The sequence below is a fragment of the Pseudomonas sp. NFX98 genome, from assembly GCF_047784845.1.
GTDB lineage: Bacteria > Pseudomonadota > Gammaproteobacteria > Pseudomonadales > Pseudomonadaceae > Aquipseudomonas.
Genome location: NZ_JBLNNF010000001.1, coordinates 61,201 through 86,283, shown reverse-complemented (window position 1 = coordinate 86,283; position 25,083 = coordinate 61,201). Strand labels below are relative to the sequence as shown.

At 54.5% G+C, this 25,083-nt stretch carries 18 protein-coding genes and 3 pseudogenes; 8 read left to right on the top strand and 13 right to left on the bottom strand.

Annotated elements, in window-relative coordinates; translation table 11 throughout:
• Window positions 1–75 precede the first annotated feature (75 nt).
• The 3 genes and pseudogenes from tnpB (ACM110_RS00370) to tnpC (ACM110_RS00360) form a co-directional block, all read left to right on the top strand.
• The gene (tnpB, locus tag ACM110_RS00370; protein ID WP_416126106.1) at window positions 76–435 is read left to right on the top strand and encodes an IS66 family insertion sequence element accessory protein TnpB; all 360 of its coding nucleotides are present in this window, start codon (window positions 76–78) and stop codon (window positions 433–435) included.
• A gap of 92 nt (window positions 436–527) precedes the next feature.
• Window positions 528–1,685 (top strand): annotated as a pseudogene (gene tnpC, locus ACM110_RS00365) (IS66 family transposase); the annotation flags it as partial.
• Window positions 1,681–2,916 (top strand): annotated as a pseudogene (gene tnpC / locus ACM110_RS00360) (IS66 family transposase); the annotation flags it as partial. The pseudogenes tnpC (ACM110_RS00365) and tnpC (ACM110_RS00360), both read left to right, overlap by 5 nt.
• Window positions 2,917–2,969: 53 nt before the next feature.
• Here the strand turns inward: tnpC (ACM110_RS00360) and ACM110_RS00355 are convergent.
• The gene (locus ACM110_RS00355; RefSeq protein ID WP_416126105.1) at window positions 2,970–3,707 is read right to left on the bottom strand and encodes an enoyl-CoA hydratase/isomerase family protein; all 738 of its coding nucleotides are present in this window, start codon (window positions 3,705–3,707) and stop codon (window positions 2,970–2,972) included.
• A gap of 452 nt (window positions 3,708–4,159) precedes the next feature.
• Between ACM110_RS00355 and ACM110_RS00350 the strand changes: the two genes are divergently transcribed.
• Window positions 4,160–4,996 (top strand): FadR/GntR family transcriptional regulator, encoded by an 837-nt coding sequence (locus ACM110_RS00350; RefSeq protein WP_416126104.1) that lies wholly within the window; start codon window positions 4,160–4,162, stop codon window positions 4,994–4,996.
• Window positions 4,997–5,392: 396 nt separating this feature from the next.
• Here the strand turns inward: ACM110_RS00350 and ACM110_RS00345 are convergent, their stop codons facing one another.
• Entirely contained in the window at window positions 5,393–6,385 is a 993-nt protein-coding gene (locus ACM110_RS00345) for a dihydrolipoamide acetyltransferase family protein (protein ID WP_416126103.1), read from the bottom strand.
• A 688-nt stretch (window positions 6,386–7,073) separates the two neighbouring features.
• The gene (locus ACM110_RS00340; protein ID WP_416126102.1) at window positions 7,074–8,162 is read right to left on the bottom strand and encodes an ABC transporter substrate-binding protein; all 1,089 of its coding nucleotides are present in this window, start codon (window positions 8,160–8,162) and stop codon (window positions 7,074–7,076) included.
• 405 nt (window positions 8,163–8,567) lie between these two features.
• On the opposite strand from ACM110_RS00340, the gene ACM110_RS00335 reads away from it, so the two are divergent.
• The 3 genes from ACM110_RS00335 to ACM110_RS00325 all read left to right on the top strand — a co-directional run bounded on the left by ACM110_RS00335 (window position 8,568) and on the right by ACM110_RS00325 (window position 13,360).
• The gene (locus ACM110_RS00335) at window positions 8,568–9,677 is read left to right on the top strand and encodes an ABC transporter substrate-binding protein (protein ID WP_416126101.1); all 1,110 of its coding nucleotides are present in this window, start codon (window positions 8,568–8,570) and stop codon (window positions 9,675–9,677) included.
• 570 nt (window positions 9,678–10,247) lie between these two features.
• Window positions 10,248–11,735 carry an aldehyde dehydrogenase gene (locus tag ACM110_RS00330; protein ID WP_416126100.1) on the top strand — a complete coding sequence of 496 codons (1,488 nt, stop codon included), beginning with the start codon at window positions 10,248–10,250 and terminating at the stop codon, window positions 11,733–11,735.
• Complete coding sequence (locus ACM110_RS00325; protein ID WP_416126099.1) at window positions 11,732–13,360, top strand: GMC family oxidoreductase; 1,629 nt, start codon at window positions 11,732–11,734, stop codon at window positions 13,358–13,360. Before ACM110_RS00330 ends, ACM110_RS00325 begins: the two co-directional genes overlap by 4 nt.
• Before the next feature lie 87 nt (window positions 13,361–13,447).
• Here the strand turns inward: ACM110_RS00325 and tnpC (ACM110_RS00320) are convergent.
• The 10 genes and pseudogenes from tnpC (ACM110_RS00320) to ACM110_RS00275 form a co-directional block, all read right to left on the bottom strand.
• Window positions 13,448–14,634: pseudogene (gene tnpC, locus ACM110_RS00320) on the bottom strand (IS66 family transposase); the annotation flags it as partial.
• A 28-nt stretch (window positions 14,635–14,662) separates the two neighbouring features.
• On the bottom strand, window positions 14,663–14,830 hold the full coding sequence (gene tnpB / locus ACM110_RS00315; protein ID WP_416126098.1) for an IS66 family insertion sequence element accessory protein TnpB: 168 nt from the start codon (window positions 14,828–14,830) through the stop codon (window positions 14,663–14,665).
• Window positions 14,827–15,159, bottom strand: a complete 333-nt coding sequence (tnpA, locus tag ACM110_RS00310; protein ID WP_416126097.1) for an IS66-like element accessory protein TnpA — start codon at window positions 15,157–15,159, stop codon at window positions 14,827–14,829. The genes tnpB (ACM110_RS00315) and tnpA overlap by 4 nt, the downstream gene beginning before the upstream one ends.
• 206 nt (window positions 15,160–15,365) lie before the next feature.
• The gene (locus ACM110_RS00305) at window positions 15,366–15,758 is read right to left on the bottom strand and encodes a carboxymuconolactone decarboxylase family protein (protein WP_416126096.1); all 393 of its coding nucleotides are present in this window, start codon (window positions 15,756–15,758) and stop codon (window positions 15,366–15,368) included.
• Window positions 15,755–16,696: an NAD(P)-dependent oxidoreductase gene (locus ACM110_RS00300; protein WP_416126095.1), complete on the bottom strand. Its 942-nt coding sequence runs from the start codon at window positions 16,694–16,696 to the stop codon at window positions 15,755–15,757. The genes ACM110_RS00305 and ACM110_RS00300 overlap by 4 nt, the downstream gene beginning before the upstream one ends.
• The gene (locus tag ACM110_RS00295) at window positions 16,697–18,406 is read right to left on the bottom strand and encodes a flavin-containing monooxygenase (RefSeq protein ID WP_416126094.1); all 1,710 of its coding nucleotides are present in this window, start codon (window positions 18,404–18,406) and stop codon (window positions 16,697–16,699) included.
• Between the two features lie 20 nt (window positions 18,407–18,426).
• A complete protein-coding gene (locus ACM110_RS00290; RefSeq protein ID WP_416126093.1) occupies window positions 18,427–19,386 on the bottom strand; it encodes an alpha/beta hydrolase in 960 nt (319 codons plus the stop codon).
• Window positions 19,383–20,489: a Zn-dependent alcohol dehydrogenase gene (locus ACM110_RS00285; RefSeq protein WP_416126092.1), complete on the bottom strand. Its 1,107-nt coding sequence runs from the start codon at window positions 20,487–20,489 to the stop codon at window positions 19,383–19,385. The genes ACM110_RS00290 and ACM110_RS00285 overlap by 4 nt, the downstream gene beginning before the upstream one ends.
• Before the next feature lie 30 nt (window positions 20,490–20,519).
• Window positions 20,520–21,989 (bottom strand): aldehyde dehydrogenase family protein, encoded by a 1,470-nt coding sequence (locus ACM110_RS00280; protein ID WP_416126091.1) that lies wholly within the window; start codon window positions 21,987–21,989, stop codon window positions 20,520–20,522.
• A gap of 128 nt (window positions 21,990–22,117) precedes the next feature.
• Complete coding sequence (locus ACM110_RS00275) at window positions 22,118–23,002, bottom strand: TauD/TfdA dioxygenase family protein (RefSeq protein ID WP_416126090.1); 885 nt, start codon at window positions 23,000–23,002, stop codon at window positions 22,118–22,120.
• Window positions 23,003–23,430: 428 nt separating this feature from the next.
• On the opposite strand from ACM110_RS00275, the gene ACM110_RS00270 reads away from it, so the two are divergent.
• Window positions 23,431–25,062, top strand: coding sequence for a DUF1302 domain-containing protein (locus ACM110_RS00270; protein ID WP_416126089.1), 1,632 nt, complete (start codon window positions 23,431–23,433; stop codon window positions 25,060–25,062).
• Window positions 25,063–25,083 lie beyond the last annotated feature (21 nt).

The following is a 25,083-nucleotide window of genomic DNA, read 5'->3' as shown; positions in this document are numbered from 1 at the left end:
GGTAATCATCTCGCTGCCTCTGGGTGATAAATCCATCACCGTAAAGTGGCCAGCCTCGGATCCGGACGGCTGCGCGTGTTTTATTCGTGGCTTGGCCCAATGATTCGCGTCGATGCCAACTGGCTCGCCACCGAGCCCATGGATATGCGTGCCGGCACTGAGACCGCATTGGCAAAAGTGGTCGCCGTGTTCGGTGCAGCGAAACCGCACAGCGCTTACCTCTTTGCCAACCGCCGGGCTAACCGCATGAAGGTGCTAGTGCACGACGGTGTCGGTATCTGGCTCGCGGCGCGGCGTTTGAACCAAGGCAAATTTCATTGGCCGGGCATCTATCGTGGGACGGAGGTTGAACTCGACCCCGAGCAGCTCCAGGCGCTGGTACTTGGATTGCCTTGGCAGCGAGTAGGTGCAGGTGGCGTCATCGCAGTGCTTTAGGTGTTGCCTTTTTACTGTAGCGGTCGGGCTGTTTTGGTAAAATCCGCACCAGGACTCCTTTGCCCGATCTCGACCAAATGACTCCCTAACAGCTGCGCATACTGGCTGCGCAGTTGTTGTCCAAGGTCGACACCCAGTGCAGAAAGATCCATCGTGATGAAACGATCATCGAACAGCTAACCCATGAGATCGCCATCCTCAAACGCCACAAGTTCGCCAAGCGCAGCGAGCAGATCAGCCGGCGCAACGTAGCTTGCTCGATGACCTGCTCAATACCGACCTCGAGGCCATCGAGGCGGAGCTAAAAGCCCTTCATCCTTCACCTGCGCAGACAGAGCCACGCCAGCAACCCAAGCGTGCGCCATTTGCCGCCGCAGTTCCCGCGCACCGTAATCCATCACGAACCGGACACCACTCAGTGCGCTTGCGGCTGCCAGCTTCAGCGCATCGGTGAAGACGTCAGCGAGAAGCTGGACTCTACGCCGGGCGTGTTCACCGTCGAGCAGCACATTCGGGGGAAATTGGCTTGCCGGCGGTGCAAGACACTGATCCAGGCGCCGGTGCCGCCGCAGGTAATAGACAAGGGTATCCCCACGGCGGGCCTGCTGGCCCACGTGATGGTGGCGAAGTTCGCCGATCACCTGCCACTCTATCGACAGGAAAAAAATCTTCGGTCGTGCCGGCCTGGCCATCCCCGCGTTCGACACTCGCGCAGTGGGTGGGTTAAACCGGAGTGCAGCATCAGCCCCTGGACGATGCGCTTCGCGAATCGCTGCTGGCCCAGCGCGTGGTTCACGCCGATGAAACGCCGGTACAGATGCTGGCGCCCGGCGAGAAGAAAATCCACCGCGCCTATGTCGGGTCCTACAGCACGACGCCGTTTTCAGCACTCAAAGCCGTGGTCTACGACTTCAGCCCCAGCCGTGCCGGCGAACATGCGCGTAACTTCCTGGGCACCTGGAGCGGCAAGCTGGTCTGTGATGACTTCGCCGGCTAAAAGGCCAGCTTCGAGATGGGCATCACCGAAATCGGCTGCATGGCCCATGCGCGCCGCAAGTTCTTCGACTTGCATATCGCCAATAAAAGTCAGTTGGCGGAGCAGGCGCTTCACTCGATTGGCGGGCTGTATGACGTCGAGCGACACGCCAAGGACATGAGCGACGAAGATCGTTGGCGATTACGCCAGGAAACGGCAGTGCCCGTCGCTAAAACTGCACGAGTGGATGTTGGCTCGAAGCCAAAGTGCGCCAGCAACCTAAGCGCGCAGCGCTGCCGCCGCAATTTCCTCGCACGCTGATCCATCACGAACCGGACAACAGCCATTGCCAGTGCGGCTGTGCTCTCAAGCGCATCGGCGAAGATGCCAGTGAAAAACTCGACTACACGCCCGGCGTGTTCACCGTCGAGCGTCACATCCGTGGGAAATGGGCCTGCGAGCAGTGCGAAACGCTAATCCAGGCGCCGGTACCGGCGCACGTCATCGACAAAGGCATACCGACCGCAGGCCTGCTGGCCCATGTCATGGTGGCCAAGTTCGCTGATCATTTGCCGCTGTATCGTCAGGAAAAAATCTTCGGTCGCGCCGGGCTGCCCATCGCCCGTTCGACCTTGGCGCAGTGGGTGGGCAACTGCGGCGTGCAACTCCAACCACTAGTCGATGCGCTGCGCGAAGCCGTGCTGACGCACGGCATCGTTCACGCCGACGAGACGCCGGTACAAATGCTGACGCCTGGCGCTAAAAAAACTCATCGCGCTTATGTCTGGGCCTATACCACCAGTCAGTTCTCCGACCTGGCGGCGGTCGTTTACGACTTCAGCCCAAGCCGCGCTGGCGAACATGCCCGAGCCTTCCTGGGCAGTTGGAACGGCAAGCTGGTCTGCGATGACTTTGCCGGCTACAAGGCAGGCTTTGAACTGGGCGTTACGGAGATCGGCTGCATGGCCCATGCCCGCCGAAAGTTCTTCGACTTACATGCGACCAACAAGAGCCAGATCGCCGAAAAAGCGCTGCACTACATCGCGGCCTTGTACGAAGTTGAACGAGAAGTCCGCGAGCTGGAACCGGGTGGTCGACAGCGAATACGGCAGGAAAAAGCAGCGCCAATCGCCGACGCACTTCATACCTGGATGACCGCCCAAAGACAGCTTGTGCCTGAGGGTTCGGCCATCGCCAAGGCCCTGGATTACAGCCTCAAACGCTGGATAGCGCTGACGCGCTATCTCGATGACGGTGCTGTGCCCATCGATAATAACTGGTGCGAGAATCAAATCCGGCCGTGGGCTCTTGGACGCTCGAACTGGCTGTTCGCGGGCTCGTTACGCAGCGGTAAACGTGCGGCGGCGATCATGAGTTTGATCCAGTCGGCGCGGCTCAACGGACATGATCCGTATGCTTACTTGAAGGATGTTCTTACACCCCTGCCGACGCAGCGTGCGAGTGAGATAACCGAGCTGTTGCCGCACAGGTGGGCGCCCGTTTAATCACACAAGGTGTGTTGGGCGGACGCTTACCCTACGCTTAAGCGCCAAGAACTTCATCTTGATAGAAGTTTTTGTGCATATACTGGAAAGTCAGGGTGAGTAATGAAGCCAGTCTGGAACGCTAGCGCGGCGCTAAGATGTTCCTGTAGTTCGGTAATGCCTGCCAGCTTTGTTACGGCCTTCAACGGGGCTCTTGGAAACGAAGCAAGCTTGCTTGCCATGTCCAAAGCCGCTTTGCGTGCATCATCGCAAGCAATCGCCAAGCCCCAAGCTTCAGCAGTTGGACCGTCCACTTTATCTGCCGCCAATAGCCGCCACAGCACCTGTTGCCCTGCACGTTTCACCACATAGTGAGTTCCGCCGGTGGCAGGGATAAGTCCGGCTTTTATCCAGCCCTGCGCAATCCAGCCTTGGGAACCGATGAATGTCGCGCTACCGGCAAGGGCAAGGTCGCAGCCAAAACCGACGGCAGCGCCGTCGACGGCGCTAATAACAGGGATAGGACTGTCACAGATAGCGCGGAAAACTCCTTGGAACTCCCCGTAAATGGCTTGTTGCACCGCTTCTGGGCCTTGTTCGGCCAAGCGTACAATCTCAGGCAGATTCCCCCCCGCGCAGAAAGACTTTCCTTTAGCGCTTATTACTATGGCTGCGATAGTTTCATCTTCAATCGCCGCTTCTAACGACTCGCGAAGTTGGCGCCCCTCCGCCGGACCCAATGCATTTCGCACCTCAGGCCAATCAAGCGTGATCTCCATCACGTCAGCATGACGTTGACTAGTTGCAGGCATGGTTTAGTCCTATATCTCGGAGCAGCGCACTGGCCGATGTGCAGGGAGCCAATGAGAACAATTTAATGAGCGCCTGCAGTCGCTGCGCTACGTCGGTATTAGACGCTGATCAACGTATAACGGGAACTCCGCTTGGGTAATCACACTCGTGTAACCAAACAATGAAGATAACCTAGTTATACAGGTATTTATGTTATGACGAATCGCATCTGGCTGCAAGCCTAGAAGTAAAAAATCAGCTCTCTTTCTGCTGGGCGTTTTTCGAGCCTGCGCGAGGAGCGGGAGATAATGCACCCAGCTTGGCGATCTATTCGCTAATGAGTCTTGAATAGGGGATTTAGGAGGGATGTGCCTGCAAAAGACCTCAGTGGCGGCACACACAACACATCAAGAGCTAGCTAAGTTGACTAATTAATGAGATTCTGGAGACTGTGCTTATTTTGGAGGTTAGGATGGCAAAAGGTGACAGTACAGTCGGCGAAGAGAATGTACTTGCGACGACGATCGGGGATGATCTTAAGCTCCCTAAGCTTTCACACATAGTAGCTGGCCGACTCAGGGATCAGATCGCATCAGGCAAACTGAAGGCCGGCAGCATGCTGCAAGCGGAAAGCAAGTTACTGACTGTTTTCGGTGTCTCACGTCCGACGTTGCGTGAGGCGCTTCGAATACTTGAAGCGGAAAATTTGATCAGTATCGGGCGTGGGACGCGATCTGGGGCTGTAATCCTCGGCCCTAGCATCCAGAAGGCTGCGGAATACGCCAATTTCATGCTGGTTTCCGAAGGCGTGACTATGCGTGACTTGCATGAAGCGCGTATGTTTTTTGAGCCAGCAATTATCCGCTCATTAAAAAACAAAACGCCTGAGCTGGAGGGGGCTAGGGAGCATTTGCGTGAGTGCGTAGAAAATTTACAGCAAGCACTAGCTGACAGAAGATATGTCGATGTTGTAACGGGTACCAATCGCTTCCATGAGGCTTTGGCTCGCGCCTCCGGCAACAAGACCGTCGCTATGTTGGTAAGCATTCTACAATCGATTTCAGATGGCATTTACACCATCAACCTCAACGAGGGTGGCAGTAAGGCCTCTGCCGAAGCTTTGCAAGCGAATATGACCAAGACAGTTGCTGGCTATGATGCCCTTTGTAACTTGCTTGAAAAGGGGAAAACCGACGAGGCGGCTAGCTTTTGGCAGCTTTATATGGAAAGGGCGCTGGCTTTCCTAGATAAAACTAAGTTAGGTGAGCGCAAGCTCATTCAAAATTCAGCCGGCACGGTAACCACCTAAGGGCCACACCTGCCTTTCCTTCAAGGAAGTGGGTGGCTTTGTAGGAATCATCTTTTTCTCGGAGGGCTTTCAGAGCTTTATGAGTGCAAGCGGTGATATTTTCTGAGGCTCGCCGCCACGGTTGTTACCACGCGCTTCGGCTGAATACATTTCAAGGATCGCGAGCGCAGCAGTTCCAGTCTTGTTCTGAATAGTGGGGCATTCTGCTAAGGGGCGGAGTGACTGTCAGCCGGGGGAGTAGGGTGACGCCATCGCCTTTTTTCGTGGAAAGGGATGGCGTCATGCAGAACATCTCGCTAAGCGCCAGATGTCCATGCTCTTGAAACGAATGCCTGACGGCAACCATTCAATAAAAAGAGTAAGTAAAAAGCGTGTTTAAGATGCGCCGCCATTTGTTCATGGCCTTGTGGCGCATAGTGAATGTGGTTGTTCGATCAACGTCTTGAATGCCTCATACAATTGTGCGGCTACAGCGCCATCAATTGCTCGATGGTCAGCCGATATAGTGACGCTCATCATGGTCGCGATCTCAATCTCCCCTGCGTTAGCTATCACACGCTCCACACCTGCGCCGATGGCAAAGATCATAGATTGCGGCGGGTTGATGATCGCACTGAATTCCTCAACCCCATACATACCGAGGTTGGAGACCGTAACTGTTCCACCTTGGTATTCATCAGGTTTTAACCTCGCCGTGCGTGCGCGTTCTGCCAGGGCTCGTATCTCGCTGCCGATTTCAACTGGCCTTTTATTCGCGACGTCACGCACTATTGGGGTGACTAGCCCACGAGGGGTTGCGACCGCCACCGCCACGTCTACCTGGTTATGCTGTCGCATGGTTTTCTCACCCCAAGAAACGTTGGCGCCAGGTACTTTTGTCATCGCGAGTGCGACGGCCCGTACGATGAAGTCGTTGAGGGACGTTTTAACCTCGGCACTGCCGTTGATCTTTTTCCGTAGCTCCAGAAGATCATCGATGCGGCAGGTTCCCTTCACGTAAAAATGTGGCACCTGCTGTTTGGACTCAGTCAGGCGACGTGCAATAGTTCTACGCGTCATACTATGCGGGATGTCATCTGGGGAATTGTCCATGACAGAACCTATGTCCACCGCTGATTCATTGGTTGCTGTTGCCGGCTGCGATACTGATGGGTGACTTGCTTCGACAATTGCTAAAAGCGTATTGACTGGCACCCGCTCAGCAGCTTTAACAATTATCTTGCTTAGAATCCCGCCTGCTACAGATTCAACAACAGCGTTGCTCTCGGATCTCTTCACTGTGCAGAGCGGATCGCCTAGTTTGACCGTATCGCCCTCCTTTTTATGCCAAGCAATGACGGTGCCGTCTGTCATGTCTGATCCTAGCTGTGGCAATAATATGTCAGCCATATGGAGATTCCTTGACTCAAAGTGCTGCGTAGCGCAGCGAGATTCGGTGAGGACAGTGTTTTTGCTGGGGGATACTGAGGAGCCTGGCTTCCAGTACCCGGCAACGCACGGTTTTCTTACGCACAGGTATTGCATCAATGGGCCAGCTGTCGGGGCCTAGGCGTCGTCGCTGTAGTCTTGATCCCTGCGTGGTATGTATAACTTATATAACTATGATAGCTATTTGGCAATGCCCTGTTTAGATAAAACTGTCACTGATTCATTATGTCTAGAATCGAGTCGCTATTCGCCAATCGTGGCGGACTCGCTGTAGCTCCTACCAAAAATGGGATTGCTCAGGCTGTTTCGTCAGTTGATTTTCGATGGCGATTTGGTCGGTTACTCTCGTGATTGAGAGCGGAGGCGGATTCGACTGATGCGGTGCAGGCTCCATGAGATTCGAGCTTAAATCCTCGCTGCGCATGGGCTCGCCACGCTGCGCCAGTCCTGCTCGCCGAACATGGCGAGGCGTATGCCAATGGTGGCTACCCATTTCTGTCCCTGAGCTCGCGTGAGTGACCCAGCGGAAATTATGGTAATGCCTTCAAAACAGCGCATTAAATTTCGACGAGAATCTGCAGCTGTTACGACTGATGGGCGCGGTAGGGGCCTCGTCTGCAAACTAGCGCAGGGCGATTTGACGTCGTGATCATTGGCTGGGTAAATCTTCCAGACGTTGCCATTTTCCACCAGGAAGAATCGTACGCAGCACAATGGCTCCATTGCCTTTTAACGCGCGGTGATCAAAGGTACCGAAACCGAGATATGTGCCGGGCGATCCCATGCCGCTCGGGAGCATGCGAACCTTTTCGAGCCCTTCATGGAGTCCGCTTCGGGTCCTGATAGGCGCTAGAGCGAGGCCTTCGAAGAGCGCGCGGAATGCGTCATGGCATGATAGGAGAAAGTCGGTTCGAATTGCCGCCCCGTGGCGCTTTTCGTAGTTATCAAGGAATCTCTGGGCAATGGCATTTCGCTCGTCGTACACCGATGTGCCCACCCAGCCATCCATCGCTCCCTGAGCTCTAGGCTCGCGCCCGGCGCCTAGACTGTTGTTGCACACGACGGGAATCTGCCAGCCGGACTCTTTGAGTGCCAGGCTCAAGGGGATGGTCGCAATGGTTGAAGCGACTGCTAGAGCTTGCGGGGCTGTCGATCGAATGTTTGCTATCGCTTGGCGTGCCTGCGCCATTGGGTCGCGTGACGCTTCTTTTGCGCCGAACACAGATACGCGTTCAGTAGAGGTCACGTTTATATTGGCACGCTTGCCAGCAATCTTGAGAAACTCAACAAACTCGCCGGCATGCCACATGGTGTCCCAGACAATGCCCATGCTCGAAATACCGTTAACCTTAAGCCAGTCCACCATACGGAATGCATCTTCTGGGCCGCTGCCCCAAGAAACGCTGAAGCACCACTCACTTGCAACATATGAGGTCGCGGTGATGCTGATGGTGGGAACCTGATATTGGTCGGCCATCTGCCGCACGGCCATCGCGTTATCAGCGGTTGCCGGCCCAATGATGGCTAGGGCTCCTTGATCTGCCAATTCTTTCCATGCGTCGGTGACTGACTGAGTGGAACCGGTCGGCAACCCTTCACCATGCGCCTCGATGAACTCAACGTCATAGTCCAAAATCTCACGCCGGTGCGCATCCTCCAATGCGATCGCTGCGCAATTGCGCCACACTTCAGGCGACAATTGTGGTTCCGTTATCAAAATTCCGATTTTTGCCGACATGCAGGACCCTTCGTAAATGTGCTGATGAGCTAGCTGAGTAAGTTTCGTCACGCAACCTGGGGGATGAAGGTTAGAGGCCCCTTCAATTGACTGACTATGTATATGATGTTAAATTAGTTATCTAGGTTAGTCAATTTAGTCGGTCGCTGCTGCTTGGGGTATGGGCGCAAACCCGGCGGGCAGGCATACGGCTCACTCAAGGTCGTCGTCGGCAGTTGGGCCGCCGTAGCCTAAAAAGCTGCTCCCGCATGTAGGCCGCAGTCCTGCGCGCGTTGGGAGGCGCCGTTATGAAAAGCGGCGACAAGAGTGCACCATTACGCCAAAACGTTATGTCCATGAGCACCCCCTTTGAGGCTAAGTCGGCTGTTTTCGCCAGTAATTCAACAATAAAAAACGAGGGCTTGTATGACGCTTAAGATAGGTATTCTGGTAACGGAGCCGCAATTGCCTCCCGAAGTTTGGCGCAACTGCGCAGCGATCGCCTTGGAGGATGCGCAACGGCGTGAGATTCTGGACTATGACATTGAGTTCATCGAGGCGGTTGGCGAAGGGCTGCCGACGGGCTCGACTCAGTCAGTCACCGATGCATGGAAGTACCTTATGGATCAAGGCGTGGTCGCCATCGTGGGGCCGGCCGCGGCGGACAACGCGATGGCTGTCAGGGAACAGGCCGACCTTTACCAAGTCCCTACCATTAGCATTACTGCTACCTCATACGTATCCAGTCAATGGTGCTTCAGCGTCTCCTGGGGCAGCGGCCCGGAGGACGCATTCCGTATGGTGGACTGGCTAAAAGCTAAAGGCATATCCAGCATGGGCATCGTCTGGGACACCATGTGGCATTCGGGCGAATTTGTTGAGTTCCTTCGCATCGCTGGCAAACGCGCCGGCATACGCGTGACTTCCGAAGAACGTATTTCAATGCGCATCCGGGAAATGGGGACGCCAGGTGAGTTGCAGATGCGGCAGGCCAGGGAAGCGGTTGCAAATATTAGGTCGACAGGCCCTGAGGCGCTCGCTGTTGCAACAACGCTGGGGACGTGCGCGATTGGTCGAGCTCTCAACGAAACAGATTGGCGTCCATCGGTTGTGTGTAACAGCAGTCTGGGTATTGGTCGTGGCCCTAAAGCCCAAGGATCCATGGATGGCTGGGTCGGAACAACTGTTTACGACGAGCGAAATGCCATCGGCCAGCGCTTCTTGGCTGAGTATGAAAAACGGCATGGTGCTGTCTATCACACGGACTTCCAGCTTTCTTGCCATGACGCGTTCCGAGTGCTGTTTGAGGGATTGGCCTTGGCGCCAATTATGACGCGTCGCGGTCTCTGCGAAGGCCTTGAAAAGGTCCGAATGCTTCCAAGTGGGATGGGCGGAAATGGCACCTACTTGGGTTTCGGGACCCACGATCACCGTGCATTGAAAGGGAAGGATGCGATTGTGCTGCGTAAAATCATTCCTGGTGGAAAGTGGGAGCGTGTCGATGACATTCCTCATGCTTCTTTAATGGTTGACTGACGATCTTATGGAGATAAACCGAGCTTCCACAGGCTTGAAGCTCGGGAATCAACGTCTGTTCGGTCCTGACGTTTGAAATGAACAGTCGTTGATTCGATGTCTTGGAATGAGTCATAAATGCAAGCCGGTTCGGTTCTTCCATCAATGAATTGGCCAGCACCTGTCCGGATATGTGATGGCGCCACGTCTTGAGGTGACTTAACAGATCCGCGCTTTGGCTGCTCACTCCATCCCACGTAACCCTTCATCTGCATCTCGTTGAATAGCGACCGGTTCATCGAATACGAATGTTTGCCCCGCCGGCTGACTTCGGTGCCGGGCGGCGATGGGTTTGCTACTTAGCACCCTTCCGGTTGCTCGTGTGCGCCTCAGTTCTAAGGCCTCTAAACATTGCGATTATTTTCAAGCGCGGGCCTCTTGCCTCGCGCTGGCTTGACCCGACAGAAACGACGGAATATTCTTTTAGCTAACCTAGTTGTCTAGGTTTGATGTCTGCAATGCGCCTGTGCTGCCGCATTAGAGTTAGCTCCGCTGCAAAATCCTTCACAATCAAAACAAAAAGGAAGCGAAATGAGAGATTTTTATAGTGATTCGCGGGTACAGCTTTCTCACCCTGGATGTCTCTACATCGACGGACAGTGGGTTCCGGCAAGCAGTGATTTGAAATTGATCTCGCCGTCGGATGAGCAGCAGCATTCCGTCGTTGCCGGTGCAAGTATCGAAGATGTCAATCGGGCGGTCGCAGCCGCCAGACACGCTTTTGACTTCGGGTCTTGGCCACGAATGACCTTTACTGAGCGCGCGGTCTATCTCGAAAAAATGGCAACGTTACTCAGACAGCGAGCCCCGCATCTTGCCGCATGCTGGAGTTTGCAGACAGGTGTACCCATCACCATGGCATCCCATATGCTTGCCGATCCAGGGATGCTTTACGACTATTACGCTGGTCTGGGTCGTGAAGAAGGATTTACTAACACGGCGCGACGCGACAATGGTGGTGTTGCAATAACGAGGCGCGAGCCAGTGGGTGTTGTAGCGGCTATTGCGCCCTGGAATCATCCCGCACACTTAATGTCTCTCAAAGTCGCTCCAGCCTTGGCGATGGGGTGCACCGTCGTTGCCAAGGCGGCACCAGAATCACCGCTCGATGTCTTTATTTTTGCTGAATGTGCTGAAGCGGCAGGAATCCCACCCGGTGTTTTCAACATAGTACCGGCTGACCGTGAAGCGAGTGACCATCTCGTTCGTCATCCTGGTATCGACAAAGTCTCATTCACGGGCTCCTCGGTTACGGGCGCGCACATCGCATCACTGTGTGCGGCGCGAATGGTACGCAGCAGCATGGAGTTGGGAGGCAAGTCAGCGGCTATCGTGCTTGACGACATCTCTATCGAGGATGTGATCAAGACACTGGTCCCGGCCAGCGGCGTTCACATGGCAGGGCAGGGGTGTGCATTTCTTACCCGCGTACTGGTTTCGCGTAAGCGTCGTGACGAACTGGCTGAGGCTTATGCGGCGGCTTTGCGTTCAGTAAAGATCGGAGACGCATTCGATCCGCAGACACAGATGGGCCCGATCGCAATGAAGCGTCAGCTTGAGCGGATCACGGGGTATATAGAGAAGGGACGTTCCGAGGGAGCGCGAATTGTGACTGGCGGGGGACGTCCACAGGGCCTCGATCGCGGCTATTTTATTGAGCCGACACTATTCGTCGACGTCACCAATGATATGGCAATTGCCCAAGAGGAAATTTTCGGCCCAGTCATCAGCATGATTGCCTTTGATGACGAAGAGGAAGCGATCGCTATCGCCAACGATAGTGCATTCGGGCTTAATGGTGCTGTCTATACAAGTGATATCGAGAAAGCTTACGCGATCGGCTGTCGTATTCGGGCAGGTAATTTCGCGCACAACGGACTTGAGCACGATAGTAAGTTTGCTTTTGGTGGATACAAGCTTTCCGGGACCGGTCGGGAGGGTGGCAGGTTTGGGATGGATCTCTATGCAGAACTCAAAACCGTTTATATGCGCGAGGCACCCGTCGGTGTTAGCCGATGAACAATACTTATGACTATGTAATCGTTGGTAGCGGCTCGGCGGGCTGCGTGCTGGCTTTTCGACTTACCGAGGACCCATCGGTTAAGGTTTTATTATTAGAGGCAGGCGGTAGCTCCGACGCCTTCTTCATCAAAATGCCAAGTGGCTACGGGAAAATTATTGGTGATCCCCGTTACGACTGGTGCTATAACTCGGGCCCTGAACCGCATATTCATAAGCGGGAACTGTTTACCCCGCGTGGCAAGGTCATTGGTGGCTCTTCATCCATTAACGGTATGGCCTATGTCAGGGGTCACAGGAACGATTTTGACCAGTGGCACCGATCGGGTAACACAGGGTGGTCATGGGATCAGGTATTGCCTCTGTTTGGCAAAATAGAAAACTATCACGGCGAGTTCACTAACAATCGCTCTACAACAGGTCGAATGCACGTCAGCGTAATTGATCCGCATCCGCTGAGCGCTCGGATTATCGAGGCCGCTGAGCAAGCAGGGCTGCCTGCCGGCGGAGACTACAACTGCGGGGATCCAAACGGCCTCGGTCTTATGCAAATGAATAAGTGGCACGGCAAACGTTTTAGTAGTGAAGCCGCCTATCTAAAGCCTGCAATGGAACGCCCGAATCTCACGCTGATATCCGGCGCGGAGGTCAGCCGAGTAGTATTGGAAGGCCGCGTGGCGGTAGGTGTCGAATACCTACATCAGGGACTCAAGGCAACAGCTCGGGCTCGCGAGGAAGTTATTCTCGCTGCGGGCGCAATCAATAGTCCTAAGCTGCTACAACTCTCCGGGATTGGGGCGCCCGACCGGCTTGCAGCGGCGGGGGTGCCGGTAGTGCATGCACTACCCGGTGTCGGGGAAAACCTTCAGGATCACTACAACATCGGAATTCAGCTACCCTTAAAAAATGTGGGAAGTATCAACGAACAAATGCGTGGTTTTCGGCTGATCTTCAACGGTATCCGTTATCTGTTCACAGGTGGAGGCATCCTCGGAAACTCGCCGGCTCAAGTCACTGGGTACAGCAGAGTCATGGAAGATGCCGATTCTGCGGATATTCAGTTATGGGGTATGCCTGGATCGGTTCGGGTTGTTCGAGGCGGCAAGGGCGAAAACAAGTTGGTGATGGATTCGACCCCGGGTGTTTCGTTGAGCTTTACACAAAATCGGCCAGCTAGCCGCGGTCATGTGCATATCAAAACTTCTGATCCGCAGGCAAAACCGGAGATCGTCAACAATTACCTTTCCGAGCAACTCGATCAACGAGTCGCTGTACGTGGTCTACGCCTGATCAGAAAAATTCTCGAGCAGCCCGCATTCGATGGAATCCGCGCCGGTACTGCAGGGCCAGATGAGGCCTTTGCTCATGATGATGCGCTGTTAGATTATGCACGTAAGAATGGTCGTTCGTCTTACCACTTAGCAGGCACTTGCCGGATGGGCCATAGCGTGGATGCGGTTGTAGACCATGAATTACGCGTGCATGGCCTCGATCGACTTAGGGTAATCGATTCTTCGATCATGCCGACAATCGTTTCTGCGAATACCCACGCGGCAACCATGATGATTGCCGAGAAGGGCGCGGAGCTTTTGCTCAAAACTCGACGCGAAACAAGGTCCGTATGAATTTCTGATTAGCGATGCCGACGGCGGACAGGTTTTTGCGGATTACACCGCCTAAACCCAAGCCGTCGGTAATTGCCTGGAACGCACTCAACTGTACTTAAGAAAAACCTCCAATCCTGGAGTTTGACCGTGAGCGTCCGCCCAATATACCTTGCGTGATAAAACGGGCACCCACCTGTGCGGCAAGCTCGGCAATCTCACTCGCACGCTGCGTTGGCAGGCGTGTAAGAACATCCTTCAAGTAAGCATACGGATCATGCGCGTTGAGCCGCGCCGACTGGATCAAACTCATTATCGCCGCCGCACGTTTACCGCTGCGTAACGAACCTTCGAACAGCCAGTTCGAGCGCCCAAGAGCCCAGGGCCGGATTTGATTATCGCACCAGTTATTATCGATGGGCACAGCACCGTCATCGAGATAGCGCGTTAGTGCTATCCAGCGTTTGAGACTGTGATCCAAGGCCTTGGCAATGGTCGAACCCTCAGACACAAGCTGTCTTTGGGCGTTCATCCAGGTATGAAGTGCGTCGGCGATTGGCGCTGCTTTTTCCTGTCGTATTCGCTTTCGGACACCCGGTTCCAGCTCGCGGACTTCTCATTCAACTTCGTATAAGGCCGCGATGTAGCAGCGCTTTTTCGGCGATCTGGCTTTTGTTGGTCGCGTGCAAGTCGAAGAATTTGCTGTGTGCATGAGCCATGCAGCCGATCTCCGTGACGCCCAGTTCAAAACCTGCCTTGTAGCCAGCGAAGTCGTCGCAGACTAGCTTGCCGTTCCAGTGGCCAAGGAAGGCTCGGGCATGTTCGCCAGCACGGCTCGGCGAAGTCATAAACGACCGCGGACAGATCGGAGAACTGGCTGGTGGCATAGGCCCAGACATAAGCGCGATGAATTTTCTTCGCGCCAGGCCTCAGCATTTGTACTGGGGTCTCGTCGGCGTGGACGACGCCGTGCGCCAGCACGGCTTCGCGCAGCGCATCAATCAGCGGCTGTAATTGCACGCCGCAGTTGCCTACCCACTGCGCTAAGGTCGAGCGAGCAATCGGCAGTCCGGTGCGGCCGAAGATTTTCTCCTGCCGATACAGCGGCAGATGGTCGGCAAACTTGGCCCCATGACGTGGTCCAGCAGACCCGCCGTCTGGATGCCTTTGTCGATAACGTGCACCGGTACCGGCGCTTGGATTAGTGTTTCGCACTACTCGCAGGCCCATTTTTCATGGATATGGCGCTCGACGGTGAATACGCCGGCCGTGTAGTCGAGCTTTCCGCTGGCATCCCGGGCGGCAAGCCAAATCCCCACGCCGTTATGCACCGAGAATTTTCACGCGATTGGCGCGGCGGTTGGCGAACAGACAGGCACAGTGCGGCTTCCCCGCACCAAACACCGCGACAACTCGCGCCAGCGCGGTTTCAGTGCCGGCGCGCATGTCCATGGGCTCGGTGGCGAGCCAGATGGAATCAACACGGATCATCGCAGCAGGTCTCGTAGGAAAGCGGAGCACGACGCTGCATTTTCCGTCGGCCGACTCAACACAACTACGCCTTTTGAATGAGGCACTTCGATTCGGATCGTAGCGGGAAGAGCTTGATGCGTCGCTATCGACGGCGCGGTCTTGACCGAAATAAAGGCAGTTTGCAGTGCCAGGTTCTTCTGAGCATGCACCCGAATCCATTTGTGGACGAGGTTGGCATTGAGGTTGTGGGTCAAGGCGACATTGGCAATCGAGGTGTCAGGCTGCGCACATTCGGTAATGACTTGGGACTTGAAGGATTTGAAATAGGAACGACGTTTTTGTGGCATGGGCGTCCGCTTAAAAAGGCTAAAAATGGTGTCCACTTAAATTAGGTGGACACCATCGCCTTCAGCGATGGTATCAGGAAGGTGTGTTGCCCGGACGGTTACGATTGGCCCTCACCTTCAGAGCAGGCGCTCACGAAGGGGTTTAGCATCGGGCTTTTTCTTATCGGATGGATGTCGGAGGTATTTGATCGCGGAGCCTGCTTTGATCAGGAAAGCGATTTGGTTTCCAACTCCTTAGCTACTTTTTGAGCGATTCCCATCGCGCCAGCTCCCGCTGCGACGCCCCCATAGACAGCTACGTGGTTTACCCACTGCGCGAGCTCAGTCACCGTCCAGCCATTATTTAAGGCGCCACGAATGTGAAGCTCAAGCTGCTCGAGACGTCCTTGAATAGCCAGTACTGTGATGGTCACAAGGCAGCGATTCTTGACTGACAGATCCTCATGTGACCAGACATCCCATACTGCTGAATCGGACCATTCCAGCAGGGGGGCAGAGATGACGTCGGTTCCAACTGAGTACTTGCTAGGTCCAAGCACCGCGTCACGTGTTTCCTTTCTGCGCTTGAGCGTCTCTTCATTCGAGAGATAGCTGTTCATTTCTCCTCCTGGGGCGACTTTGCATTATCTTTTCCACGTATCCCGTTGGTGACACCTGAACGCGCTGCCATCATCGCCGCAAGTTCTCTATTATCGCTTTGGCCAAGGCCGCGAGCCACGGCCTCAATAAAATTCTGCTCAGCAAGTGCAGCAAAAGGTGTCGCAGCGCCGATGGTCCTGGCATGTTGAGTGGCGAGCGAGAGATCTTTGTAAGAAAGCTCAATGGGGAAATGTTGCTGACCTAGAGCTGCTCCGTCCACCATTCGCGGAAGCACCCAGCGTTGGATCGCACCCTGTCCATAGGCGCCATTGGACAGAATCTGGAGCATGGTCTCAGTGGCGATGCCACTTTTTTTCGCAAGCGCCATGCCTTCGATCCCTACCTGAACCGAGACGTTATAAACCATGTTGTGGATCAGTTTGGCCGTCGTTCCAAGACCCAATGGCCCAACATGAAATAGTTGAGTGCCAATTGCTTCGAGCGCTGGTCTAGCTATCTCGATTACGCTTGCTTCTCCCCCCAGCATCAGGACAAGGGTTCCGGCTGCTGAGTTTTGTGGACCGCCGCTCACACAAGCTTCTATCAAGCTGGCGCCACGTGCTGCTATTTGCCGACCGATCTCTTGCACATAGTCAGGCGAACCAGTTGTGCACTCAATGCAAATTGAACCTTGGCGCAGGCCGGCCAAAATGCCGTTGTCTGCAGTCATCACCTGGAGGGCTTGTTTGGGGCCCGGTAAGCAGGTGAAGATAATATCGCACGCTTGCGCCAAAGCCTTGGGGCTGTCATATCGTGCCGCGCCCTCACTGACCCGCGGCGTTACGGCATCTTCCGCGATATCAAAAATAGCTGTCCGAAAACCTTTTTTAATAAGGTTATCAGCCATAGGACCGCCCATACGACCCAGACCTATATATCCTATAGTTGGCTTAGTCATTCAAACCTCTTTGCTAGTACCCGGCTCGCGGTCATTTCGTGTCCCTTTTTCGAGGAACGTGCGCTGGGATGTGAACCTGAATCCAGCATAATCTTCGCTTTCGACTTTTTCGCAGGCTGCGCGATAAGCTCTAACACCGCCGGTGTAGGCTAAGATTGCACGTGCCTTGCCAGGAATGTTGGCGCCGACATACCAGCTGTCAGACTTGGCCAGCAGCGATAACTTCACAACGTCGTTGACGTGCTGGGTCCATTGTTCCTGAGCCTCTGCGACGACATCGAGGCGAGTTTTGCCCGTCGCCTTCATGTGTTCCAGGATCCTGCCGACAAAGTCAACTTGGTATTCATTGGTCATTACCACATTGCTTAGTACCGACGGGCTGCCCGGGCCGCCGATCATGAGCAAATTCGGAAAGCCGCAAATGCCTATGCCCAGGAATGTGTAGGGTCCGTGCTGCCATGCATCGTGGATCGTTTGTCCATTTTTCCCCCGAATATCGATGGAAGAGATCGCCCCGGTCACCGCATCGAATCCGGTGGCAGCGATCAACACGTCGAGTTGGATCTCTTCTCCACCCACCACGACACCGCTGGCAGTGACACGCTCGATGGCATTCTTCTTGATATCAACAATCTCGACGTTCTCGCGGTTGTAGGCCTCATAGTAATTGGAGCCTACGCAGATTCGCTTGGTCCCGAGCGCGAAGCCCTTCGGAATGAGTAATTCTGCCTTTTTTGGATCCTTCACTGTCTCGCGAATCTTTTCTCGGACAAAGTTGGCAACTTCTTCATTAACCGATTCGTCCGTCATGACGTCCTTGAAACTGCCCTGAAGTGCGGCTCCCCCAACGGCCCACCGTTCTTCCAAAATTTCACGTCGCTGTTCTGGGGTGAAGCTAGCCGCTGGGCTCGAACGGGTCTTGATGAGTTCTTCACGCATGAGCACATCGCCTACGCCTGCAATCTCACCACGCCACATGGCTGCGCGGATGTCCACGCGGCGAGCAACCCACTGCGCAAACTCGTCATCGCCTGTTGGATTGTTCCGCGCCGGAACGGTGAAGTTAGGCGTGCGTAAAAAAACCAAGAGCTGCGCGGCCTGCTCAGCCAGAATAGGAATAATCTGTGTGCCTGACGAACCGGTACCGATCACCCCAACCTTTTTACCCCTAAAGTCAGGTTGTTGCTGAGGCCACCTTGCAGTGTGTAAGAGCGTGCCCCGGAAATCTTTGATGCCTGGAATATTCGGCAATACCGGTAGTGAGATAGGGCCGGTCGCCATAAGCAAGTAACGGGCCGCCACTTGTTGCCCTTTGTCCGTCTTCACCAACCAGCGATCATTGGATTCATCGAATGTTGCGCCAATCACTCGCGTTTCGAATTGAATCAATGGACGCAGCTCTAGACGATCGGCGGCGTAGCTTAGATAAGCCTGGATTTCTGGCTGAGCGGCGTAGCGCTCAGACCACCGCCATTCTTCTTCCAGCTCGGGAGAGAAGGAATAGGAATAAACGAGGCTTTGTACGTCACAGCGGGCACCTGGGTATCGGTTCCAATACCAAGCGCCACCGACATCGCTGCCAGCTTCAAAACCTTGAGCCTTAAAGCCCAGAGCTCGAAGCCGATAAAGCATGTACATACCGGCGAAACCTGCGCCGATAACAATGGCGTCTAAAGAATCATCAAAACGAGTTGAAGTCGAATCGCTCATATCGGGGTCTCAGCAATGACTTAAGAAGCGAGTGGCGAATTCCACGCCTTGCGCAGCGCGGCTGCGATTTCCATCGTGCATTCAAGGGCAGCTGGGATGAGTTTGGTCATGGTAATAAACCCATGCACCATTCCTGGTACCTCGCGAAGTTGTACCGTTACTCCGGCGCTGCGAAGGCATTGCGAATAGGCAAACCCTTCATCGTGAAGCGGATCGAGCTCAGCGATCAATACAAAGGCCGGCGGCGCGTTGGCGTGGTCAGGTGCTAGCAGTGGTGAGGCTAACCAGTCTTTCTCGTCAGCCGAGGAGCGGAGATACAGATCGCGAAAATATTGAATGGCGGTCTCCGTCAGAAGCAGGCCTTGGCCGTTACGGATATGGGAGTCTCGCTGCTGCGACCAATCAACTAACGGATAAATTAATACTTGCAATTGCCAATTAGGTATCCCGTCTTGGCCCTGTTGCAGCGCGAGGCCTGCCGCCAAGCAACCGCCTGCACTGTCGCCGCCAACGGCGAAGCGCTGAGGATCGACGCGTAGCGCATTGGCTTCCCGAAGCATCCATTTAGCGGCCTCTTTGGCGTCCACGGCAGCTGCCGGAAATTTGTGCTCCGGTGCTAGTCGATAATTCAAAGAGAGAACACAGGCGTCGAGGGCCGCTGTTAGATGCCTGCAATATCCATCGTGGGTCTCGATGGAACCTACTACGAAGCCCCCTCCGTGCAAAAACAGCAGCGCAGGTAACGCCGCCGTTTGCTCGTGGCCGCGGGGCCGGTATACACGCACGGAGAGCTGGCCTTGTGGTGTATCAATATCAAAGTCTTTCGCATCGACGTCAGGCGGAGTTGCGCCCATTAGGATTGCTCCCGCAGATGACTCTGCTCGTGCTTGTTCAAGCGGCAGCAACTCTAGTGGCTTTCGGCCCGATGTCTCCCAGATGTTTAGCAATTGCTGAACAGCAGGATCGATAAAGCGGGTCATTGGGATGCCGCCTTTAGCACGTCGTTAAATACAATCATGCTCCGTGCTACACCGCCACCCATGAGCGCTTCATACCCCTGGTTGATTTGCTCTAATGCAATCCGCTGAGAAATGAGCTCATCGAGTTTGAGCCGTCCCGCGAGATATTCTTCGGCAAGTTTGGGAATAGCCAGCATGAAAGACACCGAACCCATCGTCGAGCCTACTATACGGACCTCCTTCTGAAGGAAGGGAAGCGCAGGGAGATCGAGCTTGGCATCGAATCGAGGCACACCAATCATCGTAAGCTGACCGCCTTTTTTTAACATCAATAAACCCTGGCGAATGGTAGCGGGGATGCCAATAACTTCGAATGCGTGATTGACGCCCCCGCGGGTAAGTTCGTTGATCTGGCCAACAGCATCATCGCCCCCTTTTACGAAATCAGTAGCGCCGAACTTGCGCGCCAATTCAAGCTTTGCATCAGCTATATCAACAGCGATGATGCGGGAGGCGCCAGCAGCCCGAGCACCTTGAATCACGTTCAATCCCACGCCGCCGCAACCGATTATCGCAACGGTATCGCCGGGGCGGACTTTTGCACCATAAACAGCTGCGCCGAATCCGGTAATTACCGCGCAACCCAAGGTTGCCGCGCAATCCAACGGCATTTCACGCGGTATTTTAGTGACCGCGTTGATGTTAACCACCATCTCCTCTGCAAATCCTCCCAGTTGGCCAAATTGGTAGATCGGCTTGCCGTTGAGAATCAGTGGTGAGCTGGCGGGTTGAGGGCCGCGGGTGGGTTTGGTATCACAACGATAGCTATAGCCGCCTAGGCATTCAGGACAACCTCCGCAAAAGCTGCTGATGCATGTTACGACGTGATCGCCGGGCTTGAGGGTAGTAACATTCGAACCGACCGCCTCGACAATCCCTGACGCTTCATGTCCGAGTACCAGCGGAGTTGGATGCGGCATGTCGCCGACCATGAAGTGGTAGTCACTATGGCATAGGCCGCTGGCCGCTACCCTTACTCGCACCTCGTTATCACGAACGTTGTCCAGAGTAAGCTCTTCAATAACTAGCGGCTTGTTAGCCTCGTAAAGAACTGCAGCCTTCATGAATTGTTCCTTATAGTTATGGGGGAGGGGTCAGCTAAGCGCTACGTAGACGTTCTTGGTTCGTAGGAACTCCTCAATGCCAACTTTGCCACCCTCTCGACCGTAACCGCTCTGCTTGAACCCACCAAATGGCGCGTTCACAGGCATAGGTGGAAATCCGTTGACACCGATATAGCCCGCCTCAAGCTTCGCCGCGACGCGGTGTGCCCTGGACAAGTTCTGGGTATGCACATATCCAGCTAACCCATAAACCGTATCATTGGCGAGGGCTACGGCTTCCTCTTCTGTATCGAACCGGATAATTGAGAGTACCGGTCCAAAAACCTCATGCTGGGCCAGTGCACTTTTGTTGTCGACGTTGCCGAAGACTGCCGGACTTATATAATAGCCTCCGGCCAATTCCCCGCCGAGGCGCTCTCCACCATATAACAACGTACCGTGGCCTTCGCGTTGAGCGGTTTCGATGACGGACAAAATACGGTTGCAGGCTTGTTCATTGATTACCGGTCCCATGGTCACACCGGGTGTAAAAGGCAGGCCAATTTTGACCTTCGATACGTAGGCAATGACTTTTTCAACGACTTCGTCGTACACATTCGCCTGGACCAGCAGGCGCGTTGGAAATAAACATCCTTGGCCCGCATTTTGAACGCAGCCCATATGGGCGGCCATGGTCGTAGCCCGAGTCAGATCCGCATCATCAAAAATGATGTTGGCCGATTTCCCCCCGAGTTCCATTACTACCGGCGTCATGTTTTCCGCAGCTGATCGACAAATGCTGCGCGCCGTTTGAATGCCTCCGGTAAATGAAATTTTTCCGATACCAGGGTGTTTGACGAGCGCCTCTCCCAGATCGGCACCCCCGGTTACAATGTTGAGTACTCCGGGCGGCAGGCCGGCTTCCGTTAGAATTTCGCCCAAGCGAAGTGGACCAAAAGAGCCGAGCTCCGGCGGCTTTAGCACTACACAGTTGCCTGCAGCAAGTGCAGCTGCAATTTTCATGACCGCGCTGGTGGCCGGCCCATTCCACGAGCTGATAGCAAGCACCACGCCATAAGGCTCATGCTGGGAATAATTGAGCACGGCACCCGCCACCGGGATCGTTGTACCCTCGAGTTTGTCCGTCCAGCCGGCGTAGTAGCGGAAATATTCAACGAGTTTACGCACGCTCGCCGGATTAGGATTGAAGGGATGTCCGCTTTCACGTGCTGCAATAGCAGCGAATTCTTCCGCCGAGGCGGCAATCAAGTCAGCCGCTTTAAGTAAAATGTCACGCCTTTGCTCCGGACTAACCTCTCGCCAGGTAGCAAACGCCTTGTGTGCGGCAGCGACGGCTGCGTTCGCTTCGGTAATCCCGCCCTTTGGAAAGGAGCCGCAAGGTTGCCCAGTCGAGGGATCGAGATGTGTGTATCGGTCGAGAGCGCTGTTGTCGATCCATTCTCCGCCGATGAATAGGGCGGCATTGGTAAACACATCAGATGTAGGGTTCGTCTCGGTCATGATTGGTCTCCAGTTGCCGGAAGCCGCTCCGGAAATAAAGTGCAGTGCGGCGGCCCGAATTTTTTACCGAAATGGAAAGCTTTCGATCAAATTTGCTTTCATGGGGAAGGCTCTAACAGAGCATCGATTCACTCCGCCTTGCCAATGCTCTCAGCATCCTTACGCGATGAAAGCGTGCTCCACTGCGGCTTGTAGTGGGGGTAACGACTTTTTAAAGACGGTACTCGAGTGCCCTTCACGGTGACACGCTGAATCGTACGTTCGCCGGTAAAATCACTTACCACGTAATGCTGCGTAGCTAAGTTGTCCCAGATCGCGACGTCGCCGACTGACCAGCGGCGACGGGTGGTAAACGGTGGTTGTACCGAATGCTCGAAAAGGACGCGCAGTAGCGCGTCGCTCTCGGCGCTGGATAGCTGAGTAATACGCTTGGTGTACTGGGAGTTGACGAACAGGGCTCTGCGGCCTGTATCAGGGTGTACCAGGACCATCGGATGCTCTGTGCGCTCCTCAATCCGGGGATGCTCATGGATCGCGGTCAGGTTATCGATGAGGTCACGAATAGGGGCCGACAGCGTTTCGTAAGCCGCGTACTGGCTTGACCACATGGTGTCACCGCCGACCTCTGGCAGCACTTTCATGCTCAAAATCGAGCCAAAGGGTGGGCTGGCCAACGGGGTAAGATCGGTGTGCCACATGTCAGCCACGTATCCAACCGATGCCTTGAGCTCGACCACTTCGGGATCCTCAGCGCTGCGAACGTGCGCCGCCGCTTCGCCCAGCTCCAGCTCGCCCCATACCTGACCAAATGCCTTTAGCTCCGGGATTGAAAGGTGTTGCTCGGGAAAGAAAAGGACCAGCCGTTCCGACAACAAGCTGCGGAGGTGGATGATTTCCTCAGGCCTCAAAGCATCGCGAAGCTTAATTCCCCGCACTTCTGCTCCGAGGAACCCTGCCGTATGACGAACCTCAAGGCGTGAACCGGGGTAGGCATTGGCCGATTTCTGATTCATTGCATCATCTCCGAGCTACGAATTATAGTTATATAACTTGGTTATCTAATTTGGCATGGTTGTCTGGAGGTGTCAAATGAATCAAGCGGCAGTCAGCGGCTGTCAGCAAAGGTGCATCCATACCCGGCTCGGGATGCGAGCGAACTCGAGGCTTTGTCTGAAGACGGAACCAAAGGCTCGCGCGCGGCACCACCCAGGACACTCGGCCGGAGCGGCTGTTGCGACTAAAAAGAGGCAGGTTGGCAGTACAACTGGACTCGTGTCTCCGAGTGGGTACGTCCATAGCTGGACCGCGCACTGATCGCCAAAAAGAGCTTTACAAGCTCGATTCTTTAATAGATAACTATGTGAGCCTAGTTACCTACGTAAACAGATAGCTCGTTCAGCTCTCCGGTATGAACAACAAAAACAAAAACAATAGGGGCTTTATGAAAACCAAACTTCGTAAGTTGTTGAAATACAACATTAATTCGCTTGGTGTTAGCTTGTTTGTGTCCGCTGTGGCATCCAGCCCGGTGTTGGCTGTGGAGATAGATCTAGGCGATCCAGACTGGGTAGCTCGCTTCGACAACACGATTCGTTATAATTTGCAGACTCGGGTTGAAGGTCGGGACCATCGTATTTCCGGCAATCCGAATTACGACGAAGGTGACTATAAGTTTGATAAGGGAGACATTACCTCAAATCGCCTGGACATCCTGAGTGAGCTAGAAGTAGGTTGGCGTAGAACGCATGGATTTCGTGTTTCCGCTGCTGGCTGGGTTGATCAGGCATATAGCGATACCGACGTGGAGCGAAATCCGAGCCTGGCCAATCTGCCTTCGTCATACAACAACAACTCTTATTCAGGCACCACGAAGCGGTTTTATCGAGGTCCTTCCGGCGAAATCCTTGACGCGTTTGTGTATGGCAATTTCGAAATCGGCACAATGCCCCTTTCCATGAAGGCTGGCCAGCACGTGGTTTACTGGGGTAACTCGATTTTCACGCAGTCGGGTATCGCCTATAGCCAGTCCCCCGTAGATGGCCGAAAAGGCGCGGCAAACCCAGGTACTGAAGTCCGGGAGCTTTTTCTCCCGCTTAACCAAATCTCCGCCACTTTGCAGGCTAATGAGAGTCTTTCCTTCGCAGCACAATATTTTTTGGATTGGGACCATGTGCGCTCACCGGAGGGTGGCACGTACTTGGGGGGGACGGACTTCACTCTTGACGGCCCGGACCGCACCGGAGGGGGGTTGCCGTTTGTTCGAGGCGACGCGAAGGAGCCGGATAGCAAAAGCGGTAACTGGGGGGTTAAAGCGGACTATAACTTTGCCAATTGGAATGCAACTACGCTGAGCCTCTATTATCGGGAATTCGACGAGAAGAACGGTCTTTGGCTTTTGCGCAATCCCGAAAATCCTCTGCAATACCGTGCAGTCTTTCCCGAAAAAACCAAATTGTATGGGCTCAGTGTGGACACAACCATCGGGGCGTTCGCTGTGGGTGCCGAGTTTGCATATCGCAAGAACGCGGGGCTGAACACCGTTGGTTTCTCGCTCTCGGATGAAGGTGCGCGTGGCGATACCTACCATGTCGTCCTGAACACGATCTACGGGTTGCCTCAGACGGCCATTTGGGACTCAGGTACCCTCTCGGCAGAGCTTACCTATGACCATCTCATCGATGTGACTAAAAATGAGAGCCTGTACAACGGCGAAAACACTGTCAATTGCCCGCTTGGTAAATACTCCGGCTGTGCTACGGACAATGCTTTCGGTCTGGGACTTCGCTTTGCTCCCCAATGGACGCAGGTACTACCAGGAGTGGATTTGACTATCCCGGTAACCCTCCAAACTGGGCTCAAAGGCAATACAGCGGATTTCGGCGGCACCAATCAAGGGGCTGCAACTTACTCTTTAGGTGGCGAGTTAAACATCCGCGGTAATTGGGTGGTCTCGCTGGTCTATGCAGATTCAACTGCCAAAATCATGCGTAGTGGGGCCACTTATGTTGGCAACGGCCCTTGGCAAACCACTGACCGCGGGCGCATAGGCCTTACGGTTAAGACCAGCTTCTAACAATAATCAGAGGCATTATTT

Bases quoted from the DNA above. Each gene is read 5' to 3' on its own strand.
- ACM110_RS00355 (WP_416126105.1), bottom strand. From the start codon at position 3,707: ATGCCTGCAACTAGTCAACGTCATGCTGACGTGATGGAGATCACGCTT.
- ACM110_RS00350 (WP_416126104.1), top strand. From the start codon at position 4,160: ATGGCAAAAGGTGACAGTACAGTCGGCGAAGAGAATGTACTTGCGACG.
- ACM110_RS00345 (WP_416126103.1), bottom strand. From the start codon at position 6,385: ATGGCTGACATATTATTGCCACAGCTAGGATCAGACATGACAGACGGC.
- ACM110_RS00340 (WP_416126102.1), bottom strand. From the start codon at position 8,162: ATGTCGGCAAAAATCGGAATTTTGATAACGGAACCACAATTGTCGCCT.
- ACM110_RS00335 (WP_416126101.1), top strand. From the start codon at position 8,568: ATGACGCTTAAGATAGGTATTCTGGTAACGGAGCCGCAATTGCCTCCC.
- ACM110_RS00330 (WP_416126100.1), top strand. From the start codon at position 10,248: ATGAGAGATTTTTATAGTGATTCGCGGGTACAGCTTTCTCACCCTGGA.
- ACM110_RS00325 (WP_416126099.1), top strand. From the start codon at position 11,732: ATGAACAATACTTATGACTATGTAATCGTTGGTAGCGGCTCGGCGGGC.
- tnpB (WP_416126098.1), bottom strand. From the start codon at position 14,830: ATGATCCGTGTTGATTCCATCTGGCTCGCCACCGAGCCCATGGACATG.
- tnpA (WP_416126097.1), bottom strand. From the start codon at position 15,159: ATGCCACAAAAACGTCGTTCCTATTTCAAATCCTTCAAGTCCCAAGTC.
- ACM110_RS00305 (WP_416126096.1), bottom strand. From the start codon at position 15,758: ATGAACAGCTATCTCTCGAATGAAGAGACGCTCAAGCGCAGAAAGGAA.
- ACM110_RS00300 (WP_416126095.1), bottom strand. From the start codon at position 16,696: ATGACTAAGCCAACTATAGGATATATAGGTCTGGGTCGTATGGGCGGT.
- ACM110_RS00295 (WP_416126094.1), bottom strand. From the start codon at position 18,406: ATGAGCGATTCGACTTCAACTCGTTTTGATGATTCTTTAGACGCCATT.
- ACM110_RS00290 (WP_416126093.1), bottom strand. From the start codon at position 19,386: ATGACCCGCTTTATCGATCCTGCTGTTCAGCAATTGCTAAACATCTGG.
- ACM110_RS00285 (WP_416126092.1), bottom strand. From the start codon at position 20,489: ATGAAGGCTGCAGTTCTTTACGAGGCTAACAAGCCGCTAGTTATTGAA.
- ACM110_RS00280 (WP_416126091.1), bottom strand. From the start codon at position 21,989: ATGACCGAGACGAACCCTACATCTGATGTGTTTACCAATGCCGCCCTA.
- ACM110_RS00275 (WP_416126090.1), bottom strand. From the start codon at position 23,002: ATGAATCAGAAATCGGCCAATGCCTACCCCGGTTCACGCCTTGAGGTT.
- ACM110_RS00270 (WP_416126089.1), top strand. From the start codon at position 23,431: ATGAAAACCAAACTTCGTAAGTTGTTGAAATACAACATTAATTCGCTT.